The 16,057-nt window shown below is 67.1% G+C and carries 16 protein-coding genes; 7 read left to right on the top strand and 9 right to left on the bottom strand.

Translation table 11 applies throughout. The features are described from left to right. The first annotated feature begins 18 nt into the window (after window positions 1-18). Window positions 19-795, top strand: a complete 777-nt coding sequence (locus ACFTS5_RS21890) for an alpha/beta fold hydrolase (RefSeq protein ID WP_378633865.1) — start codon at window positions 19-21, stop codon at window positions 793-795. Here ACFTS5_RS21890 and ACFTS5_RS21895 read toward each other — a convergent pair. After that, entirely contained in the window at window positions 782-1,729 is a 948-nt protein-coding gene (locus tag ACFTS5_RS21895) for an SMP-30/gluconolactonase/LRE family protein (RefSeq protein ID WP_378633867.1), read from the bottom strand. The genes ACFTS5_RS21890 and ACFTS5_RS21895 overlap by 14 nt on opposite strands. A 114-nt stretch (window positions 1,730-1,843) precedes the next feature. Here ACFTS5_RS21895 and ACFTS5_RS21900 point away from each other — a divergent pair, with 114 nt between their 5' ends. Then, the gene (locus ACFTS5_RS21900) at window positions 1,844-2,293 is read left to right on the top strand and encodes a MarR family winged helix-turn-helix transcriptional regulator (RefSeq protein WP_378633870.1); all 450 of its coding nucleotides are present in this window, start codon (window positions 1,844-1,846) and stop codon (window positions 2,291-2,293) included. Between the two features lie 49 nt (window positions 2,294-2,342). Here the strand turns inward: ACFTS5_RS21900 and ACFTS5_RS21905 are convergent, their stop codons facing one another. Next, the gene (locus ACFTS5_RS21905; protein WP_378633872.1) at window positions 2,343-2,795 is read right to left on the bottom strand and encodes an SRPBCC family protein; all 453 of its coding nucleotides are present in this window, start codon (window positions 2,793-2,795) and stop codon (window positions 2,343-2,345) included. A gap of 1,177 nt (window positions 2,796-3,972) precedes the next feature. On the opposite strand from ACFTS5_RS21905, the gene ACFTS5_RS21910 reads away from it, so the two are divergent. Next, window positions 3,973-4,605, top strand: coding sequence for a TetR/AcrR family transcriptional regulator (locus ACFTS5_RS21910; protein ID WP_378633875.1), 633 nt, complete (start codon window positions 3,973-3,975; stop codon window positions 4,603-4,605). Then, window positions 4,605-5,474: an alpha/beta fold hydrolase gene (locus ACFTS5_RS21915; RefSeq protein WP_378633878.1), complete on the top strand. Its 870-nt coding sequence runs from the start codon at window positions 4,605-4,607 to the stop codon at window positions 5,472-5,474. The genes ACFTS5_RS21910 and ACFTS5_RS21915 overlap by 1 nt, the downstream gene beginning before the upstream one ends. Window positions 5,475-5,476: 2 nt before the next feature. Here ACFTS5_RS21915 and ACFTS5_RS21920 read toward each other — a convergent pair whose 3' ends face one another. Further along, window positions 5,477-7,537 carry a prolyl oligopeptidase family protein gene (locus tag ACFTS5_RS21920; RefSeq protein ID WP_378633880.1) on the bottom strand — a complete coding sequence of 687 codons (2,061 nt, stop codon included), beginning with the start codon at window positions 7,535-7,537 and terminating at the stop codon, window positions 5,477-5,479. 74 nt (window positions 7,538-7,611) lie between these two features. After that, the gene (locus ACFTS5_RS21925; protein ID WP_378633883.1) at window positions 7,612-8,142 is read right to left on the bottom strand and encodes a hypothetical protein; all 531 of its coding nucleotides are present in this window, start codon (window positions 8,140-8,142) and stop codon (window positions 7,612-7,614) included. 139 nt (window positions 8,143-8,281) lie between these two features. Between ACFTS5_RS21925 and ACFTS5_RS21930 the strand changes: the two genes are divergently transcribed. Then, window positions 8,282-9,256: a dipeptidase gene (locus tag ACFTS5_RS21930; RefSeq protein ID WP_378633885.1), complete on the top strand. Its 975-nt coding sequence runs from the start codon at window positions 8,282-8,284 to the stop codon at window positions 9,254-9,256. A gap of 80 nt (window positions 9,257-9,336) precedes the next feature. Here the strand turns inward: ACFTS5_RS21930 and ACFTS5_RS21935 are convergent, their stop codons facing one another. The 3 genes from ACFTS5_RS21935 to ACFTS5_RS21945 all read right to left on the bottom strand — a co-directional run bounded on the left by ACFTS5_RS21935 (window position 9,337) and on the right by ACFTS5_RS21945 (window position 13,004). After that, complete coding sequence (locus tag ACFTS5_RS21935; protein ID WP_378633888.1) at window positions 9,337-10,365, bottom strand: NADP-dependent oxidoreductase; 1,029 nt, start codon at window positions 10,363-10,365, stop codon at window positions 9,337-9,339. A 136-nt stretch (window positions 10,366-10,501) separates the two neighbouring features. Continuing rightward, window positions 10,502-11,206 carry a YitT family protein gene (locus tag ACFTS5_RS21940; RefSeq protein ID WP_378633889.1) on the bottom strand — a complete coding sequence of 235 codons (705 nt, stop codon included), beginning with the start codon at window positions 11,204-11,206 and terminating at the stop codon, window positions 10,502-10,504. Between the two features lie 31 nt (window positions 11,207-11,237). Further along, entirely contained in the window at window positions 11,238-13,004 is a 1,767-nt protein-coding gene (locus ACFTS5_RS21945) for an adenine deaminase C-terminal domain-containing protein (RefSeq protein ID WP_378633891.1), read from the bottom strand. A 121-nt stretch (window positions 13,005-13,125) separates the two neighbouring features. Here ACFTS5_RS21945 and ACFTS5_RS21950 point away from each other — a divergent pair, with 121 nt between their 5' ends. Further along, a complete protein-coding gene (locus tag ACFTS5_RS21950) occupies window positions 13,126-14,028 on the top strand; it encodes a LysR family transcriptional regulator (RefSeq protein ID WP_378633893.1) in 903 nt (300 codons plus the stop codon). Here ACFTS5_RS21950 and ACFTS5_RS21955 read toward each other — a convergent pair. Further along, on the bottom strand, window positions 14,025-15,056 hold the full coding sequence (locus tag ACFTS5_RS21955) for an AraC family transcriptional regulator ligand-binding domain-containing protein (protein WP_378633895.1): 1,032 nt from the start codon (window positions 15,054-15,056) through the stop codon (window positions 14,025-14,027). The genes ACFTS5_RS21950 and ACFTS5_RS21955 overlap by 4 nt on opposite strands. A gap of 52 nt (window positions 15,057-15,108) precedes the next feature. Next, the gene (locus ACFTS5_RS21960; protein WP_378633897.1) at window positions 15,109-15,438 is read right to left on the bottom strand and encodes a rhodanese-like domain-containing protein; all 330 of its coding nucleotides are present in this window, start codon (window positions 15,436-15,438) and stop codon (window positions 15,109-15,111) included. Between the two features lie 90 nt (window positions 15,439-15,528). On the opposite strand from ACFTS5_RS21960, the gene ACFTS5_RS21965 reads away from it, so the two are divergent. Continuing rightward, complete coding sequence (locus ACFTS5_RS21965) at window positions 15,529-16,002, top strand: MarR family winged helix-turn-helix transcriptional regulator (protein ID WP_378633899.1); 474 nt, start codon at window positions 15,529-15,531, stop codon at window positions 16,000-16,002. Window positions 16,003-16,057: the final 55 nt, after the last annotated feature.

The following is a 16,057-nucleotide window of genomic DNA, read 5'->3' on the forward strand; positions in this document are numbered from 1 at the left end:
GCGACTAGGGTGGTTGACGTGTTGGTTGTGGACGAAGGCGAACCCACGGCACCGGTGATCGTGTTCCTGCACGGCATCCCCGGCTCGGTCGACTGGTTCGCCGCGGTCGCCGAGCGGATGGTCGCGACCTTCCGGGTGATCCGCGTGGACATGCACGATGTGGGCGCCGACGGTGACTTCAGCGCCGCGGCCCGCACGGCTCCGCTCATCGCACTCATGAACGACCTCGACCTCACCGACGTGACGGTGGTGGGTCACTCGTTCGGCGCCGAGATCGCGCTGGAACTCGCCGCCGCGTCGCACCGGGTGGCTCGTGTGGTGGTCGTCGGCCAGGCCCCGGACTACCGGGCCGCGAGCATCCCGACCGCCGCGAGATGGGTAGTCCGTCCGTGGTCGGTGCGCTTGGCGCAACGGTGGACACCCGGACCGGTGATCCGCCTGGCGAACCGTTCGGTCTTCGCGCCCCGATTCCGCTACGACTCGGCGCCCGGTCTGGCCGAAGCGCTGGTCCGCGACTTCCGCACCGCTCTTCCCGGCGGCCTCGCCTACGCGGTGGGCGGCCGTGCCGCCGACTTCGCGGCCGCCCCGCTCGACATTCGCGCGCAAGCCCTCGACCAGCCCGTCCTCGCCGTCCACGGTCGTCACGACAACCTCTACGACAGCACCGAGACCCTCGCCCGCTTCGCCGCGGCGGGCGCCGACACCCACCTCGTCGAGCACGCGGGCCATTCGCCCCAGGTCGAGCAACCGGACGAGTTCGTCTCCGTGCTGGGCGAATTCATCAGATCCCACTGACGGCGGAGACGACGAACGTCCCCGGTGTGCCCTGCGCCCCCAGCGGTCCGCCCTTGTCGAACTGTGAGGAGACGATCAGCGCCTTCTCGCCCGAATGCACCATCGTGGTAGGAACATTCAGCGCGGGATCGTGGAATTCGCCGGTGCGGGTAGCGGTGGCGCCGTTGTCGGCGAGGGTCCAGCGGCTGATGGTGTTGTCGAGGTTGTGAACTATCCACAGGGCGTCCCCGCGCAGGTCCAAGCCGTCGCCGTGGCGCGCGTCGCCACCGGTCAGCGCTACCTTGCGGATGGATTCCGGGCCGCCGGTGAGGTCGATGCGGTACAGCTCGGCCGCTGACATGGCGACGACGATCAGATACGTCCCGGCCGGGTCGGCGACAATTCCGTTGAGCTCGAACACCTTCGGCTCTCGCGGTCCGAGTGTGGCGGTCAGGTCGTAGGCCACGGTCAATTCGTCACGGCCGGAGCCGACGACCGCTCGGTAGACGACATTGCGCACGCTGTCGGTCAGGTAGGCGGACCCATCCGCCCCGAAATCCAGATCGTTGACGAAACGTGGTGCGTCACCGGGTACGCCGAACTTCGCGAGCAGGGCGCGTGACCCGGTGTCGTACACACTCACGCCCACACCGGAATCGATCACCCACAGCCGACCGCTCCGATCGACCTTCACGCCGTTCGCCGTCTTCCTGCCGTCGGCACCCGCGGGCAGGAACACCTCCGCGCGCGCGGCGTCGGCCGTCGCCCGGTAGACGGTTCCGTCCGCGAACGACCCGACATAGGTGTCACCGTTGCGCGCGTCCAAGCCGATGCCCTCGGGATATACGGCGTTGCCCGGCAGTTCGTAGGCCGTGCTCAGCGTGGGTGTGGCAGGGGAGGTCCCGCACGCGGTCAGGGCCAGGCACGCGGTGGCGACGGCGATGGTTCGCAACATGATGAAGCCTCTCGGTGATGTAATGCTGAACATCAAGCAATAGGCAGTAATGTAAATTAGAGTCTTTATGATCGTCAACAGAGTTATGAAGTGATGGGCGGATATCATGCACCCATGACGTCCATGCCCGCCGCCGAGAGGCTCGGCTCGTATATCAAGCGCGCCGAGCAAGCCCTGATCGCGACCAAGACTGCCGCGCTGAAACCGGCCGGGCTGACCGTCGCGCAGTACAGCGCGCTGTTGCACCTCGCGGAGAACCCCGGCATCTCGGCCGCCGCCCTGGCCCGGCTGGCCGGCGTTACCCCGCCGACGATGAACACCGTCCTGACCAACCTCCAGGAGCGCGGCCTGGTGGACCGGACCCCGCACGAGTGGCACAAGAACGTGCTGGAGACCCGCCTGACCGAGGCGGGACGGTCGGTGATGGCCGATGCCGACACCCGCGCGATCGCGGTGGAGCGCACATTGGCCGATCGATTCACCGCGGCGGAACTGGCGGCGGTGCAGGAACTGCTCACGCGCAGCGCGCAGGCACTCGACGAGATCCGCGACAACCTGCCGTGACGAAAAAGAGCCCGCCGGAAAGTTCCGGCGGGCTCAGGCGTAGATCGGGTCAGCGCTCGGCGGCGACCTTCACCTTGCTCAGCGTCTCGTGCATTCCCGAGACCAGGTCGGCCTCGAACTTCTCCTCGCCGCCCATGGCGACCTTGATCGTTCCCCGCAGCCAGCCCGGCAGGCCCTTGGCATCGACGGTGCGCGTCTCGACGACGCGGGTGCCGGTGGCGGTCGGCTCGAGCTCGTAGGCCCAGACCGTGCGGTTCTCGTTCATCCGGAACGCCAGTGCCTTGTTCGGCTCGAAGCGCACGATCCGCGAGGTGGTCGGGTAGACCTTCCAGCCCACCTTGTTGACGTTGACGGTGAAGGCGCCGTCGCGAACGCCACCGAGCGCGACCATCTTCAGGGTTGTCGGACTGAGCTCGGACATGCGGCGCAGATCGGCGAGTACCGACCAGACCTTCTCCGGCGGTGCGACGATGTCGATGCTGGCTTCGAGAGTGTTCGGCAACGGTGCCTCCGGGTATGCGTGACGGGCTGTCACGCTCAGCATAGGCACCCCCGGGGGGACCGGCCTCCGCCTGTAGGCGGATTTCGGCAGGCCGGCCGCAACCCGGGCGCGGCGGCTGAGGTAGCGCAGAACCAGCCGCGGGGTGCGCAACACGGAGGCGAACCCCGCACGGCCGGACCCGAGCTCGAATTCCGCTCCGCGATCACCGCAGGGGTGGACCAGGCCGTCGGACTCCCGGCGATCACCGGGCTCCCTCGGTTCCACGGCGGGCCGGTGACCGGAGGGCCGACGCGGTAGGCGAGCCCGAAAGCAGGGATTGTCCGGGTCGCCGCGCCGCGGCCGGTGTCCTGTGCCTCGGTCGGGTCGCCGAGTATCGGCAGCGTCACGGAGAGCGGTCCGGCGACGAGAATCCCTACGGCACAGATTGTCGCGGCTGTTCTGCCTGTCGGCGCTCACCCCCGGCCCGTCGTCTCAGTAGTCGCCGACGGGCCCGAGCCCGCCGCTCAGCGGAGTGGTCATGGGAACAGGAGTACCGTGCCCAGCGCTCGCCGGCAATGGTTTGTCGCATCGTGCGCTGATCCCAGTACGCCGTATTCGACTGTCCGGCAGTCACATCGGTCGCTCTCGGATCCGTCGGGCCGGGCTCACCGCGACGGTTCGGCGGATGCGGGTACCGCGCTTCGGTACACTCACGTTTCACATCGCGGTTGCCCCAGCGCGTCGATGACGTGTCGGCGATGCCGATATTCACGATCTCGTGCTGTCGACGGCTTCGTTCTCGTGAGTGAATCGGCTCATGTCGGGCCCGCGTGCGCCCCGAGTTCCTTGGTCTTGTGTCCCACGACAAAAAATTCTAGAAAATTCCTTTAAAACACTCCCGCTTCACATTGTCACTGGGTATCGTCCGAGACGGCAAATGGCCAGTGACAACGAAGTCACAAAACATCGACTTGGAGTGACACATGCTTTACAACATCACTGATGACAGCAGCGACGGCAACATCCTGACCCTGCTGCTCGGCCTGCTCACCAGCTCGCTGAGCACCGGTTCGGTGCAGGGCTCGGGCAACTGAGCCGTCTGTAGCCATCTTTCGGCTAACGCGCGGTTGGCCGATTGGGCAGCCGAAGGGCCTGATCCATGACGAGGGGATCAGGCCCTTCGGTATTGTCAGCGACAATGTCACAGGATGCGAATACGGGACGAATGTATGCCGGGCAACCCGTAGAGGACCGGCAACGCCAGCGGCGTGCGCGTTTTCTGGAGTCAGGCCTGACGGTCTTCGCGCGCGACGGGTATGCCAACAGTTCGGTCGGTGCGATCTGTAAGGACGCGGGACTATCGTCTCGACAGTTCTACGAGGAGTTCACCGGTCGCGAATCTCTGCTGCTGGAGCTGTACGAGCAGATCGACCGGCATTCGCGCGAGGCGGTGGCTACCGCGCTCGAGGACAAATCCGAGGCGACCGTCCTCGAGCAGATCGATGCGGCCGTGCGGGCCTACGTCGAGTCGATCGGCAGCGATCCCCGCAAGGCGCGGGTCGCGTTGGTCGAGGTGGTCGGAGCAGGCCCCAAAGTCGAGAAGTTCCGTCTGGAACTGCGCCGCGTGTGGGGTTCGCTGCTGGCCAGCGCCGCCGAGGACGCGGCCATGCACGGCGAAATCCCGCCCGGCGACTACGAACTCCGAGTGCTCGCCGTCATCGGCGCGGTGAACTACGTGGTCGACGGCTGGAGCGGCAGCGACCCACGCCCGCCGCTCGACGAGGTGATCAAGGTGCTGAGCCGGGTGATCCTGGGCGCGGTCGGGGCTTGATGGCGCGGGTCGAGATCGTCCCGATCCAGGTACCCGACGGCAGCACCTTGCCGGTGCGTCTCATTCCGGCCACCGGCGCGCACCGGCATCCGGTCACCCCGGACGCTCCACGCGCGGTCGTGGTCATCGTCCCCGGTCTGGCTGTGCCGGGTGAGTTCTACGAGTACTTCGGACACCGGCTGGCCGCGTGTGGATTCGATGTCGCCATCGGTGAATTGCGCGGTCAGGGCGAGAGCACCCACCGTCCCGATGGCGAGAGCACCTACGGCTACCACGAATTGGTCTCGGTGGACTTCCCGGCGATGCTGGCCGCGGTGCGCAACCGGTTCCCCGCCAGCACGCCGTACCTGCTCGGCCACAGCATGGGCGGGCAACTCGCGGCGATGTACGCGGCGCGGGTGCGCGGCAGGCTCGGTGGCCTGATCCTGATCGCGTCCGGCACACCGTATTTCCGTGGGTATCGCGGGGTGTTCGGTCCGGGCGTGCTGGTGGGCACCGCGGCGGTGGCGGTGGCATCGAACCTGGCCGGGTTCTGGCCGGGGGACCTGCTCGGCAAGCGCGCCTACGGCAGGCAGTCCAAAGTTCTCATGTCGGACTGGGCCAGGCTGGCGCGTACCGGGCGCTTCGTGCCCGTCGGCGCCGATATCGACTACGACGAGCGGATGTCGCGGCTGAAGTTCCCGGTGCTGTCGATCACCGTCGCCGGTGACGACATGGCCCCGCAGACCTCCGCGGATCACCTGCTGGGCAAGCTGCCCGGCACGCAGATCACCCGGTGGTTCCAGCCGGAGGCCCTCGGGCACAACGGCTGGATCACCAATCCGGACTCCACCGTCGACGCGGTGGAGAAGTGGTTGCGCGACCGCTGACCTCAGGCCGAGCGGCGCCCCTCGATCAGCATCTGGATGAAGAACTCGTAGACCAGCGCGGACAGGTACGCCGACTGCTTGTTGTCGGCGGCGCCGCCGTGACCACCCTCGATGTTCTCGTAGTACCAGACGGTGCGATTCTGGGACTCCAGGAGCGCGGCCATCTTTCGCGCGTGCCCGGGATGGACCCGGTCGTCGCGGGTGGAGGTGGCGAGCAGGATCGGTGGGTACTGCTTGCCGGTGTCGGTGTTCTGATACGGCGAGTACTCGCTGATGTAGGCCCACTCCTCCGGCTTGTCGGGGTCGCCGTATTCGGCCACCCACGACGCGCCTGCCAGCAGCAGGTGATAGCGCTTCATGTCCAGCAGCGGCACCTGGCAGACGATGGCGCCGAACAGTTCCGGGTAGCGGGTGAGCATCACGCCCATCAGCAGGCCGCCGTTGCTGCCGCCGATCGCGCCGAGCCGATCGGGGGTGGTGACCCCGCGGGTGACCAGGTCGCGGGCCACCGCGGCGAAGTCCTCGTAGGCGCGGTGGCGGTGCTCCTTCAGTGCGGCCGTATGCCATTCGGGGCCGTACTCGCCACCGCCACGGATGTTGGTCATCACGTAGGTGCCGCCGCGTTCGAGCCAGTTCATGCCCGCCGAGCCGAGATAGGCCGGAGTCTTGGAGATTTCGAAGCCGCCGTACCCGTTCATGATCGTCGGACCCGGTGTGCCGCGCCGGTCGCGATGGCGGATCACGAAGTAGGGCACCGCGGTTCCGTCGTCGGAGGTCGCGAAGAACTGTTCGGTCTCGATGCCGGTGGCGTCGAAGTAGCCAGGGGCCTGCTTCAGCGTCACGGCGGTATCGCCGATCGCGCTGCTGAGCAACGTGGTCGGCGTGGTGAAACCGGTTGTGGTGAGCATGAACTCGTCACCGCCCTCGAGCGGGTCGAGGTTGGCCACCGAGGTGGACGACATGGCGGGGGAGTCGGCGAGCTCGCTGCTCGCCCAGCCGTCCGGGCCGGGGGTGAGCACGCGGAATCCGGTCTGCACATCGTGCAGGGTGGTGAGGATCAGGTGGTTCTCGGTCCAGCCCCACGATTCCAGTGAGGTGTGCGGATCCGGGGCGAAGAGGACCTCGAATTCCCTTTCCCCCGAGAGGAATTCGTTCAGATCGGTGACCAGCAGGCTGCCGGGAGCGAAGGTGGTGTCGCCCGGTGTCCACTCGGTCTTCAAGCGCACCAGCAGCCAGTCGCGGTACCAGTCCACGTCCGCGTCGGTGGGGGTCTCGATCAGCCGCCACTCCCCGCCGTCGAGCAGTGACACCTCGCTGTTGAAGAAGTCCGTCGACCGGTGCAGGTAGTGCCGCTCGTAGCCGGGGTGACGGTCGTATCCGGCGCCGATCGAGACATCGCTCGACTTGCCCTCGAACACCGTTTCGGCAGCGGACAATTCGGTGCCACGCCGCCAGCGCTTGGCGATGCGCGGGTATCCGGAATCGGTGAGGGATCCCGGCCCGAAATCGGTGCCGATGTAGACCGTGTCGGCATCGATCCAGCCGATCCGCGACTTCGCCTCCGCCACGAAGAACCCGCCGTCCTCGGGCGCGATGAATTGCCTGGTGGTCAGGTCGAATTCGCGCTCGACGGTCGCGTCGGCACCGCCACGGGACAGGTGGATGATGGCGCGCTCCTGTGACGGCCGCAGCACCGCGGCGCCCGCCCATACCCAGTTCTCCCCGTCGGCCTCGGCCAGCGCGTCGACGTCGATCAGCACATCCCACTCGGGGGCGTCGGTGGCGTAGGACTCGAATGTGGTCCGCCGCCACAACCCGCGCTGGTGCTCGGCATCACGCCAGAAGTTGTACAGCCACGGCCCCCGTCTGCCGGGATAGGCGATCTTGGTGTCGTCGTCGAGCATCGCCAGGACGCGACGCTCCATCTCGGCGAATCGGTCGGTTGCCGCGAACCGCCGCCCCACCACGTCGTTGCGGGCGCGCGCCCAGTCCAACGCGCCCTCGTCGGTCACGTCCTCGAGCCAGAGATGGGGATCGGTCACGTTCTCTTCAACGCCGCTCATCCCCACATTGTTGCCGATGTGAGGATTCGCATGTCGGGCGCGCTGCGACCCGCGCCGATGTCAGGCGCGTGCGGTCACCAGTAGTGGGCGACATCGATGACGACGCGGGCGGGGTTGTCCAGGGTGCTCACGCGGAAGGGGAGGCGGGCGCGAACGCCGAGGCCGAAGGTGGTCCGGCCTTCGAAGGAGCCGGCGAACGCGACCTGGCGGAAGGTCGGATAGCCGCTCGTCGAGAGGAGGTCGGTGCGGTTCGACGGGTTGTAGGTGCTGTTGCCCGCGTTGTCGTAGGCGGGGGCGAGGACCGCGATCTGGAGGAACCCGCCGCCCCGGAGGGGGACGGTCGCGCCGGAGCCGTCCTGGGTGACGGTGCCGACGTACCCGACGAGGTAACCGGCGACGGGCCCGGACAGGTCGATGACGAGTCGGTCGAAGCACTCGTGGCGGCCCGCGCGAACATCGGCGACGGTGGCGGTGGAGTTGTTCGAAGACGTCTTGTCCTGTGAACCCCAGTCGAGGCCGCAGTAGGACGGAGTGGCGGCCGCGGGCAGCGTCGAGAGACCGACGCAGGCGGCGAGTGTGGCGAGGAGGACGAGGAAGCGACGCATGTCGCACCGCCTTTGATCTGGGGCCTTCGGGCTAGCGGAGCAGTACCGATTTATCGAACGGATCAGACATCGCGTTAGCGTCGGTCCGGTGTCGAATGCGCCGCGAAACGTAGGATCGCAGGTCACGAGTCAACCGGAGGTGGATGTGTTCCTGTGGGAGCAGCACTGCTGTCTGCCGTTGCGGCACACGGCGCGGATCGCCGAACTGGCTCGGTATCCGTTGGGGTCGTATCTGTCGGTGAACGTCGGGTATTCGGCGCAGACCAAGGACGATTCGCTGGCTCTGCTGCACCGGTTCCGGGACGACGCGGGGGCGGATCCGCGCTTCCGGCTGGTGGATCGGGTCGGCGATATCGGTGCGCCGGAAGTGATCTCGCTGGCCTTCGATCTGGAGGATTCCGGGCCGCTCGACGGCGATCTCGACAATGTGGAACTGTTCTACGACCTAGGCGTGCGTTCGCTGCTGCCCACCTACAACCATGCGAACGCGGCGGGTTGCGGTTGCCTCGACACCGAGGACACCGGGCTCACCGGGTACGGAAAAGACTTGGTGCGCAAGCTCAACGAGGTCGGGATGTTCGCCGACGGCTCGCACTGCTCGCGCCGCACCGGGCTCGACATCGCCACGCACACCTCGGTCCCGATGATCTACAGCCACTCCAATTTCGCCGCGCTGTGGGAGCATCCGCGCAACATCACCGACGAACAGGCCCGCGCGTGTGCCGCCACGGGCGGGGTGATCGGCGTGAACGGCGTCGGTATCTTCCTCGGCCGCAACGAGCCCGCCGCCCGCGCCGAGCGGGTCACGGCGATCGCCGACCACATCAGGTACGGGGTCGATCTGGTCGGCATCGACCACATCGGGATCGGGTCGGACTATTCGTTCGACGGTCAGGAGTTCAACGACGAGATCCGCGACAATCCCGGTGCGTTCTCCGAGTCCTACACGAAATGGGGCCCACTCCAGTGGACCCCGCCCGAGGACCTGCTCGGTGAATCCGATGTGCCGGGTCTGGCCGAGCTCCTCGCGGACCGTGGGTTCACGCCCGCCGAGCGCGCGGCGATCTTCGGCGGCAACTTCGCCCGCGCCGCGAGCCACGTCTGGCGGGCATGACCTGTGCCGAAGCGGGTTGATCGACGGGGTTCACCCCGCCGGACCGGGTTCGGTGCGCGGCGGGGCGTTCCGGGTGCCGCTCAGGCGAGGCGGACGAGCATCTTGCCGGTGTTGGCGCCGGTGAGGACGCCGAGGAACGCGGCGGGGGCCTGGTCGAGGCCCTCGTAGACGGTTTCGGTGGTGGTCAGGGTGCCGTCGGCGAGCCAGCCCGCGGCCTTGGCGATGTACTCGCCGAAGATCGGGAAGTAGCTGGTCACCAGCATGCCGCGCAGAGTGATCTCCTTCGTCGCCGCGAGGTAGAGGTCAGGGGTCTGCTGGGCGGTGGCGCCGTTGTAGCCGCTGATCGCGCCGACCAGGGCGACCCGGCCGTGCTGGTTGAGCGCCTCGATGGCGACCTTCAGGTGTTCGCCGCCGACGCTGTCGAGGTAGACGTCGACGCCTTCGGGTGCGGCGGCGGTGAGCTGACCGCCGAGATCGCCGGCGCGGTAGTCGATCGCCGCGTCGAAACCGAACTCCTCGAGCAACTTCCGGGTCTTGACGGGACCGCCTGCCGAGCCGATCACCCGCTTCGCGCCGAGCGCCTTGGCGATCCGGCCCGCCACGCTGCCCACCGCTCCCGCTGCGGCGGAGATGAACACCGTGTCGCCCGGCTCGACCCGAGCGACATCGGTGAGTGCGGCGTAGGCGGTCAGGCCCGTGGTGCCGAGCACGCTCAGGAAGTGCTGCGGCGCGGCGAGTTCCGGGTCGATCGGGGTGGCGGTCGCGGCGTCGACGACGGCGTGTTCGCGCCAGCCCGCGAAGTGCGAGACCGTCGCGCCGACCGCGATATCGGCCGAGCGGGAGGCGATCACCTCGCCGACGGCGGAACCGTCGAGGGCCGCGCCGAGTTCGAACGGCGGGATGTAGGAAGCCTTGTCGTCCATCCGGCCGCGCATGTACGGGTCGACCGACATCCAGGTGTTGCGGACCAGGATCTGGCCTTCGCCCAGCTCCGGCAGTTCCCGTTCGACGAGAGCGAAGTCTCCGGCGACCGGTGCGCCGTTCGGGCGGGCGGCGAGGTGGATCTCGCGGGTGAAGGTGGGCAGTGCGCGGGTGGCCGTGTTCGACATGATCGAGCCTTCTTTCGAGGTCAGCCGGTGTTTCTCGCCGGTGATGACTACGTTATGGCGGCCGGGTGCACCTTCCCAGGTCCGCGCACGCCACCGCCCGGTCCGTTCACGACAGACCGGGCGGTGGTGGTTACTCCTAGTCGGCGACGGGCGTCGGCACCAGCGCGGCCGAGCGCTTGCGCGCCACGAACTTCTCGTAGAGGAAGAAGTACCCCTTCACGTATTGCCCGACGAGGATCGCGTTGACGATCGTGCCCTCGCGAATGAAATGCGGTGCGCCGAGGAACAGCAGGCCGATGCCCGCCGACAGCGCCAGCAGCGTGCAGTCGAACACCGTCTTGATGTTGCCCCACTTCCGGCCGGTCTTCTGCTGGATCGTGTTCACGAACAGATCGATCGGCATCAGGATCAGGTTCGCCCGGATCATCATGAACAGGCCCAAGGCCAGCATCGCGTCGGCGAAGACCAGCAGAACGACGTTGGCCGCGTACGGCTCGAGCTGGATCCACTCGGTGAGCCACAGGTTCACATCGAGCAGCACCGCCAGGACCAGCGCCGGAATCATCGAGAGCAGGTAGCCGGCCTTGAAAGCCTTCGGTCTGACCAGGAAGGTCAGGCCGAGCATGATGACCTCGAGGATGAGGTTGTAGTTGCCCTGGCTCAGCGGCGTGAACACCAGCGTCATCGTGCGGGTGAGGCTGCTCTGCGGGGAGATGCCGATCCCGGCCCTGATGGCGAGGCTGAGGCCGAGAGTGAGGATATAGATGCCGGCGACGTAGGTGATCCAGCGGCGGACCTTGTTTCCGTTGTCGATGACTGCCGCGTCGTTGTCGTGTTGCATAGCGGTGGATCCCTTGCTCTGGTAGCCGAGGCTATTTCATGAAGCCGAAGCGGTCGAGCGAGATGAACAGTGTGAGTAGCTTGTTGACGACCGGCTCACCTTCGTTGTGGTTGCCGAGCTTCGCCAGTGCGTCGTCGATCGAGCGGGTCGCCTCGACGAGTTCGGCGAGGTCCATATCGGCCATCACTCCGTAGAAGTCCAGCGGCAGAACCGCTTTCACCTGCGCGTCCTCGGTCACGACGCAGCCGCCGACCAGACCGTCCAAGTGCCGGAGGTTCTCGCGCATCTCGGTACTGTCGCTGCCGACGGCCACGAAGTAGGCCGCCGGAGCCGGCCAAAAGGTCGAGACCGCGCCGCGATCGAGCGAAACGCCTTTGAACAGCGCGTTGACTATGTGGCGCGGCCCGTCGGCGTAGCGCTGCACGACCGAGATCCGGTTGAGGCGAACGCCTTCGAGCTCGGGGACGACGACGCCGTCGCGCACCGGGACCCAGACCTCCTGCGCGAACTTGAGATGCCCGCGCCCGTACACGTCGAAAAGCAGTACTTTCGCCCGGGTGCCGTCCTCGGAGACCTCGATCGGGGTGAGCTCGAGCTGCTCGGCGCGCAGGTCGGCGAGGCCGGGCCGGGGCTGCTTGGCCAGGACCGAGTAGTCGATGCCGACCGGCTCGAGCAGGCGACGGTCCTCGGCGACGAGCTTGCCGCCCTTGAACACATAGCGGGGGTTGATCTTGGAGAGGCTGTCGGTCAGCACGATGTCGGCGAATCGTCCCGGGCTCAGCGAACCCAGGTCGCGGTCCTTGTGGAAGGAGCGCGCGGTGTACAGCGTGCCCATCTTGATCGCCTGGATCGGCGGCATGCCCATCTCGACGGCCAGCGAGATGACCCAGTCGATATGGCCTTGCCGCAGCACCCGATCCACCGAGATGTTGTCGGCGCACAGCTGGAAGTTCTCGGCGGGCCAACGGCGTTTCACGATGGCGCGCAGCATCGTTCGAATCACCTCGGGACTGCCGACGCCGAATTTGATCTGGGTATTGAGCCCGTAGCGGATGCTCTTCTCGATATCGTCTTCGTTCCAGACGTCGTGGTTGTTGTCGACGCCGATGGCGGGCATGTAATTCAGCAGCATGTCCGACAGCGAGGTGACGCCCCAGTGGCAGTTCACGACTCCCGCGTTCGCGCGTCCGAGCGCGGACTTGCGGAAATCGTCGGCGTTGCCGGTCATATAGGACAGGTGGGCCAGTTCGCCGAGGCCGATCACCGGATCCATCGCCAGCATCGCCTCGGTGATCTCGGGTGAGGTCTTCTTTCCCGGTGCGAAGGCATAGAGCCGGTACGGCAGCTTCTCGTGGTCGGCGAACAGCGCGCGGGCGGCGTCGATCGCGTCTTCGCCAGCGGCACTGGCGAAATCGAGCGTTTCCCCGAAAACGGTGGTCGTTCCGCTCGGCACGATCGCCTCGCCGAATGCCGCCGGATGCGCGAGCTGGGATTCGAAGTGCAGATGCGCGTCGATCAGGCCCGGAATCGCGTAAAGACCCTCGCCGTCGAAGGATTCGCGGTATCGCACGATCGATTCGTCGGGATTCAGCGCGATGATGCGCTCACCGTGGACCAGTAGCGAACCGGGGTAAACGGATTCGGTGTGCACATCGACGATATGCAGATTGCGCAGCAGCAGGTCGGCTTCTCGCTCCCCTTCCAAGATGCCGAAGATCATTCGTACGTGGTCATCGTGGGTGGCGACCTCGGTGATGTCGTCGGTCGTCGAATTCTGCTGGGCCATGGTGGTCCTCACTTCGAAAATTCACTGTCGCTTGCCTGTATTGATTGGACGCGACAAACACCGTTGCCCACAAGCATGCGTTTTCGCACGAGGTGTACTAAATTTTCGTACAGTTCCGAAGAGGAGGTGCGCGGTGCTCCATTCGCGATTGCTGCAGTACATCGACGAGGTGGCCCGTCTCGGGTCCATCCGCGCGGCCGGTGCGCGCCTGCACGTGGCGCCCTCGGCGATCAACCGCCAGATCCTGCTGTTCGAGGCCGAACTCGACCAGCCGCTGTTCGAGCGCCTGCCCCGTGGCATGCGCCTGACCCCGGCGGGTGAGGCGCTGCTCGCGCACATCCGGCAGACGCTGCGGCAATACCGGGAAACGGTGGCCGATATCCGCGACCTGCGTGCCCTCGGCAGCGGTGAGGTCGTGATCGCCACGATGACCGGCCTGGCCAGCAGCGTCGTCGCCACCGCCGCGGCGACGTTTCGTACCCGTCATCCGCAGGTCAGGATATCGATCCGCACCATGTCGACCCTCGATATCGTGCAGGCGGTCGAGAACAGCGAGGCCGACCTCGGTCTCGGTTTCAATATTCCGTCGTCCACGCGGCTGGAGACCTATTGGCGGATCAACACCCGGCTCGGAGTCGTTGTCTCCCCGCATCATCCGCTGGCGGCCATGGACACGGTCCCGCTCGCGCAGTGCACGCCCTTTCCGCTGATCTTCGCCGATCGCTCGATGGTGATCCACGGCATCGTCGCCGAGGCTTTCGCGAAAGCCGATCTCGATATCCAGCCCGCGTTTCACACCAACTCGATCGAGACCATGAAACGGCTCGCGACGTCCGGCGAGGCCATCGCCTTCCTCAGCGAATTCGACATCGCCGAGGAAATGCGCGACGGCCGTCTGGTCTTCCGGCCGGTCCGCGACGCCTTCAGCGACAACGTCATCTCCCTCGTGCGGCGGGAGAAACACGGTCACGGCCTGGCCAGTCTGCTGCTCGCCGACGAGATCGTGGGAGCGCTGCGGCCCGGTGAGCGCGACTAGCGGGTCGCGGTGGGCGAGGTGCCGGTCCAGCGGTGGAAGGCCTTGCGCAGTGCTCGGTCGTCGGTGAACGCGAGGCGGGCGGCGACGGTGGCGGTGCTGTGTCCCTGGTCCAGCAGGGTTTTCGCCCGTTCGTGACGGAGCAGGTCGAGTTCGTCGCGCCAGGACGTGCCGTGTTCGGCGAGGTGGCGTTGCAGGGTGCGCTGGCTCATGGCAAGGCTTTTCGCGACTCGGGGCAGGGCTGGGTCGCCCGCGTCCAGTGCCGCGCCGAGGGCGATACGAAAGGCGTCGAGCGGATCGGAGATCGGGCGGGCGGAGGCCAGGACCAGGTCGGCGTGGCTGCGCATCAAGTCGGCCAGCATCGGATCCGCGCGGGTGAGCGGTGCGTTGGCGTCGTCGGCGTGGAAGGTGATCGCGTCCGATTCGGCGTCGAAGGCGATATCGGCGGTACCGAATACGGCCACCAGCCCGGAGTGTTCGGCCGGGGCGGCGTGACCGAAGCTCACCCGGGTCGGCACGAGCGGTCGGCCGGTCGCTTCGCGCGCGCGGCGCAAGTAGTAGGCGAGCACGTACTCGTTGACCACCGAGGCCACCGCCGGATCGCTGGCCGAAGTCCGGTAGCCGATGGTGAGATCCCCGTCGCCGGACAGGTCGAAACCTTCGGTGGCCGCGGTGACCAGGCGGTGGTACGGCTGCGCCGCGCGCAGCGAATCGGCGAGTGTCGCACCGGTTGTCACCAGATAGTCCCAGGTGTTCAGCGAGCCCAGTGGTGCGGCGGCGGCGATCGCGGCCCCTGATCCGGCGCCGGGCCGGGCCTGCGCGATCAATTCCCACAGTCGCAGCAGCGAACCCATCGGGATCCGATTGAGCTCGCCGCGCAGAGTCGCCTCGTCGATGCCGGTCACGCGGGCCAGCTGGTCCTCGGCCACCTCCGCCTCCCTGGCCGCCCGAACGAGCAGACGGACGAGGTGGGTGGACGCGGTGCCATCGAGCCGGCTACCGATTCCCTCCGCCGACGCGCCACCGCTCACCGGACCGACAGTACTGGGCGCGGTGGTGAGCGGTGGCGGGCCGAGGTTGTGCTCAGGCCGAGGTTTCGATGGTCAGGCCCGCGTCGGACCAGTCCTGGATGCCCTCGCGGTACTTGCGAATGTTGGTGTAGCCCAGTGCTTCCAGCTTCATCGCGACGGCCTCGCTGTTGCCACACGCCGCGTTCGAGCAGTAGGTCACGATGGCGGCGTCGCGGTCGGGGAGCAGGTCGGCGGCGCGGTCGGCGACCTCGTCCCCGGTCAGGTTGAGCGCACCGGGCAGGTGGGCTTTCGCGTAGTACTCGGGGCCGAGGGCGTCGAGCACGATCACGCTGTTCGCCGCGATTTCCGCGACCAGTTCGTCGCGGGTGATGAGTGCGGTCATGGGTTCACCTCATGTCGTTCGAAAGAATTTTGTGTGCGTGCACACGCTACTAGTTGTGTGCGCACGCACGCAAGTGGTTAGGGTGGGGTGGTGCCGAACGAACAGTCGTCCCGTCGTCCCGCGGTAGCCGCGTGGGCCGCGCTGCTGCAGGTGCACGCCGCCCTCGTTCCCGAGCTCGACGCCGAACTGCGCAAAGCCGCCGGACTCCCGCTGACCTGGTACGACGTCCTGCTCGAACTGGACGCCGCCGGACCGATGCGGATGAGCGACCTCGGCGAGAAGGTCGTCCTCAGCCGCACCAGGGTGAGCCGCCTTGTCGCGGAGCTGGAGTCGAACGGCCTCCTGCGCCGCGAACACAACCCCGACGACGGCCGATCCGCGATCGTCGCCGTCACCGAGCTCGGCAGGCAGCGGTTCCGTGCGGCCGCACCGCACTACCTCGACGGCATCGAACGCCGGCTCGGCGCCCATGCTGACCCCGCCGAACTCGAGGCCGTCGCCGCCACCTTGCGCAAAGTGCTCGGCGCTACCGATCTGGCCTCGCCGCGTCCGCGTCGACGGTGACCGGCGGCCGGTCGGGGCACATCTCACCTATGTGGGGGACGGGTGGGTGAACTCC

Source organism: Nocardia sp. NPDC056952, assembly GCF_042674185.1.
In the GTDB taxonomy this organism is placed as follows: Bacteria; Actinomycetota; Actinomycetes; order Mycobacteriales; family Mycobacteriaceae; genus Nocardia.

Coding starts and splice junctions, on each gene's coding strand:
- ACFTS5_RS21960 (WP_378633897.1), bottom strand. CDS start 15,438: ATGACCGCACTCATCACCCGCGACGAACTGGTCGCGGAAATCGCGGCG.
- ACFTS5_RS21920 (WP_378633880.1), bottom strand. CDS start 7,537: ATGAGCGGCGTTGAAGAGAACGTGACCGATCCCCATCTCTGGCTCGAG.
- ACFTS5_RS21915 (WP_378633878.1), top strand. CDS start 4,605: ATGGCGCGGGTCGAGATCGTCCCGATCCAGGTACCCGACGGCAGCACC.
- ACFTS5_RS21925 (WP_378633883.1), bottom strand. CDS start 8,142: ATGCGTCGCTTCCTCGTCCTCCTCGCCACACTCGCCGCCTGCGTCGGT.
- ACFTS5_RS21895 (WP_378633867.1), bottom strand. CDS start 1,729: ATGTTGCGAACCATCGCCGTCGCCACCGCGTGCCTGGCCCTGACCGCG.
- ACFTS5_RS21910 (WP_378633875.1), top strand. CDS start 3,973: ATGTCACAGGATGCGAATACGGGACGAATGTATGCCGGGCAACCCGTA.
- ACFTS5_RS21935 (WP_378633888.1), bottom strand. CDS start 10,365: ATGTCGAACACGGCCACCCGCGCACTGCCCACCTTCACCCGCGAGATC.
- ACFTS5_RS21940 (WP_378633889.1), bottom strand. CDS start 11,206: ATGCAACACGACAACGACGCGGCAGTCATCGACAACGGAAACAAGGTC.
- ACFTS5_RS21900 (WP_378633870.1), top strand. CDS start 1,844: ATGACGTCCATGCCCGCCGCCGAGAGGCTCGGCTCGTATATCAAGCGC.